This is a genomic window from Oceaniferula flava, from assembly GCF_016811075.1.
Lineage (GTDB): Bacteria > Verrucomicrobiota > Verrucomicrobiia > Verrucomicrobiales > Akkermansiaceae > Oceaniferula > Oceaniferula flava.
The window spans coordinates 133,078-147,733 of record NZ_JAFBGL010000006.1 but is presented as its reverse complement, the minus strand read 5'-3'; the positions used below and the strand labels follow the sequence as shown (position 1 = coordinate 147,733).

General features: G+C 57.7%; 11 protein-coding genes and 1 tRNA gene. 7 read left to right on the top strand and 5 right to left on the bottom strand.

The window, feature by feature from the left end:
- Nucleotides 1-471: 471 nt before the first annotated feature.
- A tRNA-Gly gene (locus tag JO972_RS10435) sits at nucleotides 472-545 on the bottom strand.
- A gap of 64 nt (nucleotides 546-609) precedes the next feature.
- Entirely contained in the window at nucleotides 610-1,296 is a 687-nt protein-coding gene (locus JO972_RS10430; protein ID WP_309489987.1) for an RluA family pseudouridine synthase, read from the bottom strand.
- Between the two features lie 62 nt (nucleotides 1,297-1,358).
- On the opposite strand from JO972_RS10430, the gene JO972_RS10425 reads away from it, so the two are divergent.
- From JO972_RS10425 to JO972_RS10410, 4 genes are all read left to right on the top strand, one after another.
- Nucleotides 1,359-1,814: a hypothetical protein gene (locus JO972_RS10425; protein WP_309489986.1), complete on the top strand. Its 456-nt coding sequence runs from the start codon at nucleotides 1,359-1,361 to the stop codon at nucleotides 1,812-1,814.
- A 63-nt stretch (nucleotides 1,815-1,877) separates the two neighbouring features.
- A complete protein-coding gene (locus JO972_RS10420; protein WP_309489985.1) occupies nucleotides 1,878-2,459 on the top strand; it encodes a DUF4202 domain-containing protein in 582 nt (193 codons plus the stop codon).
- Between the two features lie 64 nt (nucleotides 2,460-2,523).
- On the top strand, nucleotides 2,524-3,720 hold the full coding sequence (locus tag JO972_RS10415) for a nucleoside/nucleotide kinase family protein (protein WP_309489984.1): 1,197 nt from the start codon (nucleotides 2,524-2,526) through the stop codon (nucleotides 3,718-3,720).
- Nucleotides 3,721-4,222: 502 nt separating this feature from the next.
- The gene (locus tag JO972_RS10410; protein ID WP_309489983.1) at nucleotides 4,223-5,602 is read left to right on the top strand and encodes a Gfo/Idh/MocA family protein; all 1,380 of its coding nucleotides are present in this window, start codon (nucleotides 4,223-4,225) and stop codon (nucleotides 5,600-5,602) included.
- Here JO972_RS10410 and JO972_RS10405 read toward each other — a convergent pair.
- The 3 genes from JO972_RS10405 to JO972_RS10395 all read right to left on the bottom strand — a co-directional run bounded on the left by JO972_RS10405 (nucleotide 5,599) and on the right by JO972_RS10395 (nucleotide 7,798).
- Nucleotides 5,599-6,513 carry a hypothetical protein gene (locus JO972_RS10405; RefSeq protein ID WP_309489982.1) on the bottom strand — a complete coding sequence of 305 codons (915 nt, stop codon included), beginning with the start codon at nucleotides 6,511-6,513 and terminating at the stop codon, nucleotides 5,599-5,601. The two genes, JO972_RS10410 and JO972_RS10405, sit on opposite strands and share 4 nt — an antisense overlap.
- Nucleotides 6,514-6,606: 93 nt before the next feature.
- Nucleotides 6,607-6,855 (bottom strand): hypothetical protein, encoded by a 249-nt coding sequence (locus JO972_RS10400; RefSeq protein WP_309489981.1) that lies wholly within the window; start codon nucleotides 6,853-6,855, stop codon nucleotides 6,607-6,609.
- Nucleotides 6,856-7,006: 151 nt separating this feature from the next.
- Nucleotides 7,007-7,798, bottom strand: coding sequence for a 3-keto-disaccharide hydrolase (locus tag JO972_RS10395; RefSeq protein ID WP_309489980.1), 792 nt, complete (start codon nucleotides 7,796-7,798; stop codon nucleotides 7,007-7,009).
- Nucleotides 7,799-7,924: 126 nt separating this feature from the next.
- On the opposite strand from JO972_RS10395, the gene JO972_RS10390 reads away from it, so the two are divergent.
- The 3 genes from JO972_RS10390 (at nucleotide 7,925) to JO972_RS10380 (ending at nucleotide 14,500) form a co-directional block, all read left to right on the top strand.
- Nucleotides 7,925-8,911, top strand: a complete 987-nt coding sequence (locus JO972_RS10390) for a DUF5685 family protein (protein ID WP_309489979.1) — start codon at nucleotides 7,925-7,927, stop codon at nucleotides 8,909-8,911.
- 30 nt (nucleotides 8,912-8,941) lie between these two features.
- Nucleotides 8,942-9,553 carry a methyltransferase domain-containing protein gene (locus tag JO972_RS10385; RefSeq protein WP_309489978.1) on the top strand — a complete coding sequence of 204 codons (612 nt, stop codon included), beginning with the start codon at nucleotides 8,942-8,944 and terminating at the stop codon, nucleotides 9,551-9,553.
- Nucleotides 9,554-9,838: 285 nt separating this feature from the next.
- Nucleotides 9,839-14,500 carry a glycosyl hydrolase gene (locus JO972_RS10380; protein ID WP_309489977.1) on the top strand — a complete coding sequence of 1,554 codons (4,662 nt, stop codon included), beginning with the start codon at nucleotides 9,839-9,841 and terminating at the stop codon, nucleotides 14,498-14,500.
- Nucleotides 14,501-14,656: the final 156 nt, after the last annotated feature.

Genomic DNA, 14,656 nt, shown 5'->3' with positions numbered 1-14,656 from the left:
CAGCGCAGTCGGTAGGGTTGCTTTGCCAAAGCAACCGGATCGAAGCCATCCACCTTGGCCTCACGATGAAGGGAGCAGTGGCTTCGGGGTCGATTTTCCAGACCTAGACATCAACGGTGCCGTCCGGCGGCATGAGGCCATGCCGCCCTACCAACTAACAATCAGCCTCACCGCCACACTTCTTCATAGCTTCTCTCTGGTCACCCTGAAGGAACGCAGACGATTCCGAACCAATAACGCATGTCTCACCAGCGCAGTCGGTAGGGTTGCTTTGCCAAAGCAATCGGATCGAAGCCATCCACCTTGGTTTCACGATAAAGGGGTCAGTGGCTTCGGGGTCGATTTTTCCAGACCGAGACATCAACGGCGCCGTCCGGCGGCATGAGGCCATGCCGCCCTACCGGATGACGAACAGCGTCACTGGCAACCCCAGTCACCAGGCACAAAAAAACACCCGCGAAGGGTGTTAAATGGAGCGGGTAGCGAGAATCGAACTCGCATGATCAGCTTGGAAGGCTGGAGCTTTACCATTAAGCTATACCCGCTTGTTGTGGCCTCACGTCGTGCGGCACGGGCGTTAATTAGTAAAGTGATCCGCACTTGGCAACATCAAAAATCAGGCTGGGAAAAAAATGTCACCCGCTCGCCACTCACCGGATGAGTGAAGCTGAGCTCACAGGCGTGGAGCTTCATCTGCCCCGGCCCTGTGCCGCTGCCGTAAAAAGGATCGCCCACGATCGGGATCCCCAGGCCTTTTTCATGCGCGGCGTGCAGGCGCAGTTGGTGGGTCCTACCGGTCACCGGGCTGAAGGCCACCCGTGTGAAGCCGCCTTCGACAGCGATTTTCCGCCAGTGGGTCGTGCCCATTTTGCCGTGCACTTCATCGTAAATTTGAAACGGCCGATTCTCCACATCCAGCCGGAAGGGAAGCTCGATGGTGCCGCATTCCTTCTCCAAGACTCCTTCTAACAACGCATGATAGAGTTTCTCGGTCTCGCGCTGCTGGAACTGGCGCGAAAGCTCCCGGTGCGCCTCGGCGGTCCGTGACACCACCATCAGCCCGGAGGTGTCCATGTCCAGTCGGTGCGCCGCCGGTTGTTCGATGCAGCCGGGAAACATCTGCTTCACTCGGTGGGTCACACTGTCGATCTTATCCGGCCCCCTGCCCGGCACGGAGAGCATGCCACTGACTTTGTTCACCACCACAAAGGCATCGTCGGTGTGGAGGATTTCAAGCAATGGGGCATCGGTCATGGCGGCCTCACTGGAAGTTGAATTACTGACGCTGTCAAGCATGCTCAGGATTTCAACAACTCGTCACTTGCTGGAGTCCCATATCTGTGTGAGATTACCCTACTATGAAAGAAGACCTCATTCACCTCTGCGAAGATCTGGAAAACAACTTCGACCAGAAACTCGTGAACTACGACGAACGCCTGGAACGTCTGGAAAAAGAGATTTCCGATCGCATTGAAAACCTCAGCGGAAAATACCCCAACGACGATGATGTCGTCGAGCTGTCCCAGCTAACCATTGGCCTGCGTCGCACGCGCCGACTGCTGCGCGGCAAGCTCGAAGCCATTCGCCACGACAGCGACGACCTCGTGAATGAACTCAACTCCGAGCTCAAAGAGCGGATGCCGGGGATTCGTAAAAGCATCGAAGACAGCGACACCTACGAGCAGGCGGTGCTGGAAATCCAGAGGGAGTCACACACCGGGTCGAAAAAACTCGGCGATTTCTTCCGTGGCCTGCTGATGTGGCGCGAGACACCCGAAGAACACCTGGCCAAGAAAAGCTCCGACCGATTGTAATCGCTCCACATGCTGGCAAAGATCAGCATTGCCCGATCGTGTCCCAGGCCTCAGCTTGGCGTCATGAACGACCAGCTAGCCCGCGCTTTTGAATTATTTGATCGAGCTAACGCCCAAGACCCCAACTCCATCATCGTCGATGGCGAACAGCGACCGAAGGAGCTTGTTTTTGCCGAGCGCCTGACCGAGGCGGTCATGGATCTCGATCCAGACGCCAGCGAAGCACTGCAGCTGGCGTCCCGCTGCCAGCACATCCGCCGCTGGGAAGTGCCGCGCGACACCCAGCCGATGGGGCGCACCGGCTACCTCAAGTGGCGGAAGGGCTTGCAGAAATTCCACGCGGAAACGTCCGCGGCCATTCTCCGTGAGGTCGGTTACCCGGAAGAGGTCATTGAGCGGGTGCAATCGCTCAATCAGAAGAAAAACCTGAAAACGGATGCCGATTGTCAAACGCTCGAGGACGCACTCTGCCTGGTCTTTCTCGAGCACCAGTTCGACGACCTCATCGCCGACACCGAGGAAGAAAAAATGATCCGCATCGTGCAGAAAACCTGGGCGAAGATGAGCCCGCGCGGTCACGAGGCGGCGCAGGAACTTGATTACTCGCCAGAGGCGGCCGAGCTGCTGACCAAGGCGCTCGCCTGAGCTGCTGCACGATTCCCCGCCTAAATACTCGACTCCCTAACCATCCTTCTATACCCACAAGTCCGTGAGCACTCGTGATTCTGACCCGAAAAAAACGCCCGACCTTGAAGTCAAGGACGCGCAACTGATCTTCAACTCCGTCTGGGACGAGCTGGAGACCGAGCGTGGCCGTGACAACATGCGCTTCCCCAAGGAGATCATCCTGCTGGGTGGTGCACCCGGATCCGGTAAGGGCACGAACACCGCCTACATTTGCAAGGTGCGCGACATCATCGCCCCACCGATCGTGGTCAGCTCACTACTGGACACTCCGGAAATGGAGGCCCTCAAGGCCGGCGGTAACATGGTGGGCGACCGCGAGGTGGTGGATATCCTTTTCCGCAAGATGCTCGACCCCATTTACCGCGAGGGTGTTGTGCTCGATGGCTTCCCGCGCACCACCGTGCAGGTGGAATGCATCAAAATGCTCTACGATAAAATGGTCAGCCTGCGCCGCGCCTACCAGGACTCGCCGCTGAAAGTGCATTTCAAGCAACCGATTTACCACATCATGGTGCTCTTCGTCGACGAGGCGGAAAGCATCGCCCGCCAGCTCAAGCGCGGTCGTGAAATCATCGCGCACAATGAAGAGGTCAAGCGAACCGGCAGTGGAGAGCTGCTGGAAGAGCGCCCCACCGATACCAATATCGATCTCGCCCGTGGCCGCTACCGCACGTTCAAGGAGAAGACCTACGATGCGCTGCTGTCGCTGAAACAAATCTTCCACTACCACTTCATCAACGCCCAGTTGCCACTCGATGAGGTGCAGCAGAAAATTCTCAAGGAGCTGGAGTATCAGAGCTCGCTGGAGCTGGACCCCCGCACCTACGACGTCCTGCGCAATCTCCCGGAGGCAGCGCAAATCGTCAAACACGCACGCCGCGACCTGGTGTATCGGATCGATCGCTACCGTCTCGAGCACCCGAACTTGTTCGATGATGTGGTAAAATTCATCGAGAATAAGGTGATCCCCATCGTCAAGCCGCACGCGATTTCCGGTCGGGCGCTGATCAACTCGGAAGATCCCTTGCTGGAGGACCCCAAGGCCCTGGCCATGTTGATCGATGTGTTCTCCGAGCGAGGGTATTTTGCCTCCGTTGATCTCCACAGAGTGGAAATCCCTGATCAATTTGATCTCAAAACCGGCCAGATCACCTGTCGCGAGAAGCGCGTATTCCGCATTATGGTGCGCTTTAAGGGGTCTGAAATCCGCCGGGGCTAGGGGGCTCTGCACGCTTGGCCTGCCTTGTATCGTCCCTCCGGGACTTGATCATTAGGGTGCCTGGGTTTCCCGGGGTTTCACCCTGCGCTAGTTTCTGCCGACCCTTCGGGTCTACGGATTGCTGGCCTATCGGCATTTGCCCTGATGCCAACCACAAGCATCGGTTCGGTCTCTCGGTCTCTCGGTCTCTCGGACTTCCGGACTTCCTGACTTCCTGACTTCCTGACTCCCCCCTATAAAAAGCTACCCCCGAACCCTCCTTCGTAAGCAACAACGAGAGGAGGGCCCGGGGGAACAACAACCGCACAATTGCTTGCGCAGATCTGTTTGGCTGGGCCATGAACGACCAGCCGAAATGATTATCATCCGCTGATCAATCGTAGGAGCTGGATGAATTCACCCTATTCCCGATTTTTTTCATTTAATGGGAATTTTTTTGAGCTTCTCGGATTTCAGGAATCGCTGGAAAAACCCGCAGTCGTCGTGCGTATGCTTCGGCAAGATGAAATCACCACTCGACGCTGGATACGATCGCCGCCAATTTATCAAAGTCAGCTCCGCCGCAGCCCTCGGCGCGATGGGAGCTACCTCGCTGCAGGCGCAGGAAAAAAAGAAGCTCCGCGTGGCCTTCATCGGCGTTGGCAATCGTGGCGCCAAGAACGTCAATAGCGTGATGTCGCACCCGGCGGTGGAGGCCTATGCCTTCTGCGATGTCAATGTGAAGGCCATGGACGGCTGGAAAAAGAAATATCCCAAGGCGCACTACGAGCTCGATTACCGCAAGCTCTTCAAGGAGCACGCCGATCAATTTGACGCCGTGGTGATCAGCACCCCCGATCACATGCATGCCCCCATCCTGCTGAAGGCCATGGCGATGGATAAACATGTCTACGCGGAGAAGCCTCTGCTGCACCAGCTGGACGAACTGCGCATGGTCCGCAAGGCCATCGCCGCCAAACCTCACCTGGTCACTCAAATGGGCAACCAACGGTCGTGCTCGCCGCTGAAAATGCAGTTTGTCGAGCTGCTCCGATCGGGCGCACTGGGCGAGATCAAAGGCGCCTGGGTGTGGTCGAAACCGATGTCTGCCAGCAAATACTTCATCCCTCCCAACCTCGATGCCTATCCGGTTTCCGATGCCCCCGCACCGGCCAACGGCGCCTGGGACAAATGGCTCGGCTGCTCGAAAGAAGATCTCGATTTCCACCCCGGTCTCTTCGATAAAAAATGGCGTGCCTGCTGGGAGTTTGGCAGCGGCATGATGGGCGACTGGACACCTCACTTAGTCGATGCCGTGGTCTATGGCATGGATCTGAAACAGGGGCCGAAAAAGGCCATCACCCTGAGCCAGAGCCAGCCGCACAAGGTGACCTTCGGCCAAAATTTCCACAGCAAGCTCACCTTCGACGGCGTCAAGGCCAGTGGTGGCAAGGAGTTCGTGGTGCATGTCACCGATGGCGAAAAACCCAAGGCGGCCGACTACCACTTCCCAGAAGGCCTGAAATTCGGCGCCAACCAAACCATGATCGATACCGAAGCCGGCACCCTGATCAGCACCGCCGCAGGCAAGGGCTGGAACATTTACAAGGATGGCAAGAGCGTGAAGGAATCGCTGACCATGCCAAAAACCACCGTGCACCACCATTGGCACGACTGGGTGGCCAACTGCCTCGGCGCGAAGAAACATCTGTGGTCGCCCTTCGAGACAGGCTGCCTGATCACCGAGCTCTCACTGCTGCCTGCCAAGCTCACCGCCTTCCCTAACACAGAGGTCGATTGGAACAGCAGCGAGTGCCGCTTCAGCAACCATGATGAAGCCAATGCCAAGGTAGTCAGCCGGGAATACCGCGAGGGCTTTGGCGTCCCCAGCGAGTTCTCCTAGGGTGCGACGAGCTGCTGCTTCATCTCCTTCGGGTAGCCGTGCTCCCAGCGGTGCGGTAGGATATGACGATCGTTCGGCCGCATCGGATCGAGCTCCAGCACGCTGCCCACGGTGGTGACGTGCACGCTGCCGCGTGCTTCGTTCGATCGCAGCACACGCTGGTTGCGCTCGCCCAAGGCGACCCACTGCAGCCGGGTGAATTGCTTCTTCTCATCGTCCCACACCGCCTTACCTAACAGCTTCCCGCGATACGATGACTTGTTCCAGCGCGAGTCGGAATCGAAGTGGAAGTCGCCGCTGTAGCGGAGGTCGAAATAGCGGCCTTTCTTGGCGACAATTTTCACCTGCATCTTGGCGGTTTTGACCGACTCCTTAGTCCACGGCGGGCAGCCTAACATCAGGTGGCAGTCATGGGTCAAGTGGTTCAGTGCGCGGCCTTGGATATCCCCCACTTCACCGACTTCCAATTTGCCCGGCAACAAACTGCGTGCGGTCTCTGGCGTCATCCAGAGGCGATCGATCTTGTAGTAGTCCGGGTGGCGCTGGTCGAAATACTCCATGTCTGGAAAGGCATAACTGCGCGTGGTGCTGCGGATTTTCAACCACTCGGGGGCCGGACTGAGATGGCGGTCCTCGGGCATCGACCGATCACTCTCGGTCAATGCCCGCGTGGCCAATCGCTGCCCCTTCGGCATCGCACGGAACTCGGCCAGCGCCTCCTTCATCCGCTGCAGCGACTGCTGAGGATCGAGCTTCGGCCAGCCGACGTTGCATTGTTTCAGGTAGCGACCGGAAGGAGTCACGATGTAGATCCCCTGATGAATTCCGTGCGGCGCACCGGTCAGCGCTTTCTGAAGAAACTGATACTCGCCCTTCGCCTTCGCGGCGTCCGGCACGTTGTTGTAAGCCACGTCACTGGCGGCGACGTTGATGAAATGCTTTTGAGCAAACTCGGCGACCTCGGTGTTGTTGAAGACTAACTGTCTCGTTTTGACTCCATTCTGTCAGCAGTTCGCCCGTGGATCGCCGAAGTAGAGCCAGAGCAGCAGAGGTTTGTCCTGCCGCTGCGCCTGCTGTTGCCCCTGCAGCACGGTGTCCAGCCAGCTGACCTTCTGATAGGTTTCATCGCTCGGCTTCAGGCGAACATCGTCCGCCACCTGATCAAAATTCTGCCAGGTGAGTTGCTTCGGTGTCTCTGCCGTTGCACTGAGTGTGAGCGCGATGGAACAGAGGACGGATGACCATTTTTGCATACTGGAGTTTAGCCGATTCCAACTCAGCTGTCGATCATCATGCTGAGTGGAGCTGCTGACGCCCTCTTGGGCTCGAACCAAAAAGGCTCCACCCCCTGACGGGAATGGAGCCTTGATCGGTCGGCAAGTTGGAACCTTGCCTAGTTTGAAATTACTTCTCCAGCACCTTGAGTTCGATCTTGCGGAACTCGGTGGGGTGGCTTTCTGCCTGGATGGAGATGGTGCCTTTTTCCAGCAGCGTGCCGTTATCGAGCTGAGGTTTGTTATACTCGAGGATCACTTTATCGCCCACTTTGTGACGAATCACTTCGCTGCCGCGGACTTCCACTTCGATGGTCACCCACTCGTCACCGTGGAAGGTCGGTCCCTTGGCGCGGATGACGTGTGGCTTGATCAACTTGCCGTCCATCTCGATGTGCGTGCCGGGGGTGCAGATGCTGAGGGTGGGACGTGGCTCTTTGCTATCGGGTGCGCCGCCGAGCAGCTGCACTTCGATCGAGTCCGGGAAATTCTGCCCCTTTTTCATGCTCGCCGCGGACTGGCCGTGGATCATGAAGCCGTTGTTGCGCAGCGCCCATTTCGGTCCGCCTTTCACCTGGTCGCCGACAAAGCGATACTCAGCGCGAAGGATGTAGTGGGAGAATTCATCCTTGTAGAAGAGGTGACCGAAGTCGCTGTTCCACTTCTCGTAGTTATCGTAGGAGACCTTGAGGATGCCGTCCTCCACGCGGAAGGTGTCTTTGAAATTCACTCCCAGCTCGTGGCCACGGAATTTGGGGGTCCAGCCAGTGAGGTCCTTGCCGTTGAAAAGCTGGATCCACTCGCCGGCATCCGCCTTCTTGGTGTCCTCCTTCGTTGCGGCGTCACCTTCCTTGGCATGGCAGGAAGCGAGCATCATGGCTCCGGAGAGCAGGCTGACTGAAAATCGGGTAATTCGGTTCATGGGATGATTCATCGCTTTTATTACGCGATCGATCCAGACAATTATTCAGTCAAAATCCTTCACACCGGGTGTTTTTTACCCAGTTTTTTCATTCCCAAATCCTGCCCCGTCCTCAGAATAGCCACAATGTTCGGCTATCTTTACGCTCCGGCCCCCACCTGTGGCAGCTCGGCAAAATCACTGTATCAAAGCATCTTCTGCGGCTTATCGTGTCGGCTCAGCAGCGATTACTCTCCCGCCGCCCGTTTCCTGGTGAACCGCGACTCCACCTTCCTCGCTCTCGCCGGTGCCGCGCTCGCCCATGAAGATACACCGATGCAGCTGCGCACCTGCTGCAACCCGCTGGCCAAGGAAAAGCCGGTGGCCTGCCATGCCCCGTCGCTGAGCTACGCCGCCGCCGTGACCATCAGTGGACTGGCCACCAAACTGGCCGACAATGCCGATGACGAACGTGGCTGGCGCAAGCAGCTGCCCGCCTGGGCCGGCAGCCTAATCTCTCCCGCACGCGACAAGGCCACCGGCGTGCTGAACTCCTCCGGCTTTCCCACCGCCAAGGTCATCGATCAGCTCCAGCAGCAATCGACCATTGAAGCCACCGGCGCCGGCTTCACCGCTGCCAGTGAGCCCACCGCGCAGTCCTACGGGCAGATCTTTTCCCACCTCGCCAGCTTACACGGTCGATCACAACTCAGCCGACCACTTTGGATGTTAGGCAGCTCGCTGGGTCGTCTGATCTACTGGAAAGACGCCATCGACGACTGGCAGGACGACATCCGCCGTGGCCAGTTCAACCCGCTGAACCACGAATCGCCCGACCGACTGCCGGCACTGGTTCGCGCGGAGTTCGATCAACTTCAGTCCGCCACGGCAGCCATCCCTTGGAACCAACACGCGGCGCTTATCAGCTCGGTGATCGATCACTCCATCCACCATCATCAGGAAATGCTTAAGCCGCCTGCAGCAGGAGGTAAAAAGAAGAAGAAGGAAAAAGACAGCTGGTGTGATTGGTGCGATTGCTACAGCTGTGACTGTGGCGACTGCTGTGACTGCGGCTCGAAAGGGAAATGTGGCTGCGACTGCGGGGATTCTTGCAGCTGCTGCTCTTGCGATTAAGTCCCGTAGCCCCTATGCTCCCGCCAGCCGATGTCAGCTCTCTTTTCCAACCAAAGCACCACCAGCGACCTGGTTCGCCTGAAGCAATTTCTCAACGAGAGCTTGGGCAAGGCCGGCGTGCAGCTACCGCAGGGAGATCACACCCAGCTGCTCAACCTCGCCTGTGGCCGAGCCGATGAGTCGGCCGTGCTGGCGGATGTTTTTGGCAAGCAGGGCATCAGCCTGACCGGTCTGGATATCCGCGACCGCGAAATTGGCGAAGCCCAAGAGCGCTGGAAGAAGTTCCTACCCGAACACGCCGAAGCCGAGTTCCTGGTGCAGGACTGTGCCAAGCTCGACGACCTCGGTGTGCTTCCTGATGACTTCAACATCGCCTTCATGCGCCACCAAAACTTTTGGAATGGTGATACCACCTGGAGCAAGATCTATGATCAGGCACTGCATCGACTGAAAGAGGACGGCCTGTTAGTGATCACCTCCTACTCCGACCGCGAACACCAACTCGCGCTCGACGCGATTCAGAACTTGGGAGCCGAACTCGTGCTCAGCGAACAGAACACGCAGTCGCGAAAACTGCACGATGTGCCTGCCGGTGTGGAGAAGTCTGTGGACCGGCACGTGGCTATTTTCAAAAAATCGTAGCCCCCCTGTTAAGATTCTCAAAAGGCCCAAGATGGGCACTTTTCCCCATTGCCTGATACATGGTTATCATGAGTCTCGCTGCACGGAGATTTATTGTCTAATTTGTCAGTTACACCTTAAAAAAAAGACCTAAAAAAATAGAAAATCGATGCCCACTTGGGATGGAAACTGCTTCCTGCGAACGCTCAAAAACACTGCGTTCAAACGCCATTCCATTTCATGAAATCCAATTCAGAATCACGATTAGTTCGTCTCATTAACGAACCTATTCCGCTCTCGTCCATTATGCTTCCTATTTTGTTAGGAAGCTCTCTCACACACGCTCAAACCACGGTCTTCGAAGCCGACTTTGATGCCGCCACAGCCATCAGCGGATCGGTCTCCGCCAACGCCACAGCCAGTAACCTGGATGCTGGCACGGCCATCGGTAGTTGGCAGGTCAGCTCCGCTCCGGGTGCCATCATCGCCACAAGCGGCCATACAAATAACGCCTTTGTTTTCGATCGTGCCACCTCCGGCCAAACGAACAATGCGGTGACAGCCCAGTTCAGCGAAAGCATCGACCTCAGTGCCAAGTCGCTGACCATGGAAATGGACGTCTACGCGGTGCGCCAGGCGAACAACCAGGCGGTGCTGTTCTCGCTGGATGACGCCAGTGGCAATCAGGCCTACGAGTTCACCTTCCAGATGAACAACACCAAGAAGTTCCTCGCCACCAGCGAAGACGGGTCGGCCAGCATCAGCACCGGCAATACCACCGGCGTTAACAACGGCTTTAAGAACCCGGCCGTGGACGGCTTTCTCGCCTGGACCGGTGCCAGCCAAGTGCACGTGAAACTGGAAGTCACCTCGACCTTGGCCGAGATCAGTATCGATTGGAATGCCGATGGCGACTACGACGATGCCAGCGAGTGGGTTCAGGTCAACATCGGCCCCAAGGACGGCAGCGTCAGCGAGATCAGCGCCCTGCGCATCGCGAACAATGGCACACTCAATGGTGGCGCCTGGATTGATAACATCAGCGTGGTTGCTGAGGACGCCACAGCCGCTACCACCATCCACAACCTGGCTCGTTACCAAACCACCAGCGCAGATTCTCAGAACGGCAGCTGGCCCTCACAGTATGCCACCGACGGCTTTGCCACACAGGACAGTCGTTGGCTCTCCACCTCGGGCGATTCCCACTGGCTGCAAGTGGAGCTCGCCACGCCAATGACCATTGGCAGTGCCCACCTCTTCACCGGAGGCACTTGGGATGCCGCCATGTCCAATGCCGAGCTGCAGTATCACGATGGCAATGACTGGGTGAGTATCGATGGTGCCAGCCTCACTGGCAACACATCGAGAATTGTCAACCTGGAGTTCACCCAGCCGGTCACCGCGCAGAAGTTCCGCCTCACCACCACCGACGGCACCGCCCGCGTGGTGGAGCTGGCGATGTATGCGCCCACCGCCGATGGCGAACCAGTGCCCTTCGGAACCGACATCGACCTGAACCTGGCCAAACTTCGCCAGTATGCTTACTCCAGCATCGATGGCACCCGCTACCCGAAGCTGGCCATCGATGGCTTTGCCCATGACAACTCCGCCTGGGCGAGCGCCGACACCGCTGGCCCCCACGATCTGGAAATCCATTTGGCACATGCGGAAAAGATCGCCGGCATCCACCTCTACTCCGGCTACGCTGGCCAGAACGGCACGCAGATCAGCGACTTTGAAGTTTCCTACGATGACAATGGCAGCTGGGTCGTCTTCGACGGTGGCTCGATCACGGGAAATACCGAACTCGAACGCAGCGTCCAATTTACCACCTCGGCGGTGACGAAAAAAATCCGCATCCGCTCGCTAGATTCCACCCAGGCCGTGATCCGTGAGCTCGTTGCCCTGCCGGAACTCGGCGGCGACTGGTTCCCGCTGTGGACCGATGTCAGCGATGAAGCGCCATCGTCCAAAAGCTTCCTCGACTACGACGACGCCTACTACACCCTCGAGAACCGAGGCGCCGGCGGCCAGCTCTCGACCTCCGAAAGTGGTTCCGAACTCACCAATGACGAGCCATGGTTCCAGGTCCTGCTGAACATCGGCACCGATGATTACCGCATCCGCAGCAAGGACACGGAAGAATGTTTTGAAGTCGCCATGGCCTCCACCACAGCAGGAGCTGCGGTGGTCGAGGGCACCTACTCACACATGCCGCATCAACGCTGGCAGATCATCCCGGTCGAAGACGGCTACTCCATGATCGTCAACCTCTGGTCCGGCATGGCTCTGGGTCTCGATGGCACCACCGTGGTGCAGCAGGTCGCCACTGGCAGTGCCAATCAGCAGTGGAAAATCAACTACGAGAAGCACTTCCCAAAACAAGGACAGGCATCCCATTTCCACTTCAGCCACATGTTCAAACCCAGCTGGGGATACCGCTGGACTTACAACGACGAGAGCCTGCTGCAGAGTGGCCAATACATCCCCATGCAGTGGGGTGGCATGGGTTCCGCCTCACCAGGGATTTTGAACCATCAGCCGATCTGGTATGGCCGTGCCAATCAGACCACGGTGTTAGGATTCAACGAGCCTGATCTACACGACCAGGCGAACATGGAAGTCGAAACCGCCTCCTACCAATGGCCGCGCCTTGAGCGCATGCGTCTGCCACTGGGTGGCCCTGTGCCTGCTGCCTACAAAGGATACTGGCGCCAAGATTTCGAAGCCGCCGCCGAAGAACTCGGCCACCGCTCGGAATACATGGCAGTGCACTGGTATTCCATCTCCGGTGCCTCCACAGGCAGCCCCGGCACCTTGATCAACAACATGAAATACCTCTACGATCTCTACGGCAAACCGATCTGGCTGACCGAGTTCTCCACCCGTGATTTCGTCGGAGACAAGACCACCTGGAGTCGTGCGCATAACTACAACTTCCTCGCCGAATTCATGTGGCGTGCCGAGAGTCTCGACTGGCTCAAGCGCTACTCGATCTTCGAGTGGTCCCTGTATGGGGGAGATCCTGACAGCTCGGATGCCAGCAGCACCGGCGTCTTCGACATGAACTCACCCCGTTTGGCCCTGCATAACTCCAACGATTCGGGTGATCCAGGTTGGGAAGATCTCAGTGAGTGCGGGCTGCTGCTTGCCGGTTGGGACGGTGACGACACCGTGCGCGATGACAAAGCCTACCTGATCCACAACAAAGGCCAAATGATGCGCCTGATCGATCACCCGGACGAAGCCTCGGTGACCACCGCCGATGTCAGCCACCGCGCCGCCACCGAGCAGTTCATGCTGGTCTCGGCCGGAGGCGATAAGAAATACATCGTCGGCCTGAGCGACGGTCGCCGTTTGCACTACGACGGCAGCTCCGTCGGTCTCTCCCCGGCAGGCACCACAGGAGCGAACGTCGAGTGGGAAATCGACGAATACCAGTATGGCTGGTTCTACGTCAACCACCCGTCCAGCGGCAAACGCCTCTCCATCAACAGCAGCCACGACGTGGTGGTTGAGAACAACACCGTGAATAACGACAACGCCCGCTTCCGCTTCATCGCCCCGGCGCAACCATCGGAAATCACCAGCGTGCAGACGCTTCCCTACGAAGAGGACTTCGAGAATGGAATCGGCGCATGGCACCAGTTCTCCGACGGCGGCTACTACTGGGAAGTCGGCACCGGCGGCACACCATCAAGCGCTGCCGGACCTAATGTTGCCTCCAGCGGCAACTACTACCTCTTTGCCGAAGGCCACGATTCCAGCTCGTCTGCTGACCTCGCCCAGGCCGAGTGCAAGTTCGATTTCAGCGGCGTCGATGATGTCGAGCTGAGCTTCGATTACCACATGTATGGCTCTTACATCGACTACGTGGCCGTGGATGTTCACGATGGCAACTCCTGGACCAACGATGTCTGGGTGAAAAATGGCCAACAGCACAGTGACAGCGACGAAGAATGGTCGCGCGCCGTGGTGAACCTCAGCGCCTATGATGGAAACTCCTCCGTCACCATCCGCTTCCGCACCAAACGCACAGCATGGAACTCGGCCGACCCGGCGATCGATAACATCATCGTCAGAGAGCGGGTGAAATCACTGCCCTACATCGAAACCTTCGAGCAAGGTTTCGGATCGTGGGCGCAGCCTAACGATGAAGAGGCCGATTGGACGCGTATCAGCGGTGGCACACCCACCGCAGGCACCGGCCCAGCCGCAGCTTCGGAAGGCAGCTCCTATGTCTACTTCGAAGGCCACGACAAAACAGGCGGTGTGTTGTTGAAAAACAAAACCGCATCCCTGCAGAGCACCGTCGATCTCAGCACCGTGGCTCACGCGAAACTAACCTTCGATTACCACATGTTCGGCGTCTACATCGACTACCTCACCGTGGATGTCTACGACGGCAGCACCTGGACCTACGATGTCTGGAAAAAAACCAGTGCCCAACACAGCAGCAGCGAGGATGCTTGGTCGACCGCCTGTGTCGACCTCACCCCCTACGTCGGCAACCCGGAGGTCACTGTCCGCTTCACCAATAAAGAGAAGACCTGGAACTCCTCGGACACCGCCCTGGACAATATCCGCATCGAAGAAATGACCAGTGCCTACGAAATCTGGGCAGCGGCTCGCTCTGTTGCCGGAGCTTTCGATGCCGATGAAGATCAGGACGGAATCGCCAACGGTCTGGAATTCGTCCTCAACGGCGACCCCATGGCGAAAGGTAACGTCACCCTGCCGCAGGTGGTTTCCGACGCCACCCACATGAAGATGAGCTACACCCGCACCGCTGAATCCAAGACCAGCACCGTGCAGATGGTCCAGTGGTCCACCGACATGAACACCTGGAACGACATCATCGTCCCAGCCGGAGACCCTGACGAGGTCACTGTCAGCATCCCGCTGAGCAACGCGGTCAACGGTCAGCTCTTCACCCGACTGAAGGTGACAGAGGCCACCGAGGAGTAGATTGCCTCGCGTTTAAGCAAGTATCTTACGCAGGGGGCAATCAGCCCCCTGCGAACTTCTTCATTCTCACGCCTAGCTGTTGCAACTTGGCCAGCAGCAGGCGTCTCACTTGGAAGCTACCAAGCTAACAAGTAGATCATTTAGTCAGCCACCTTG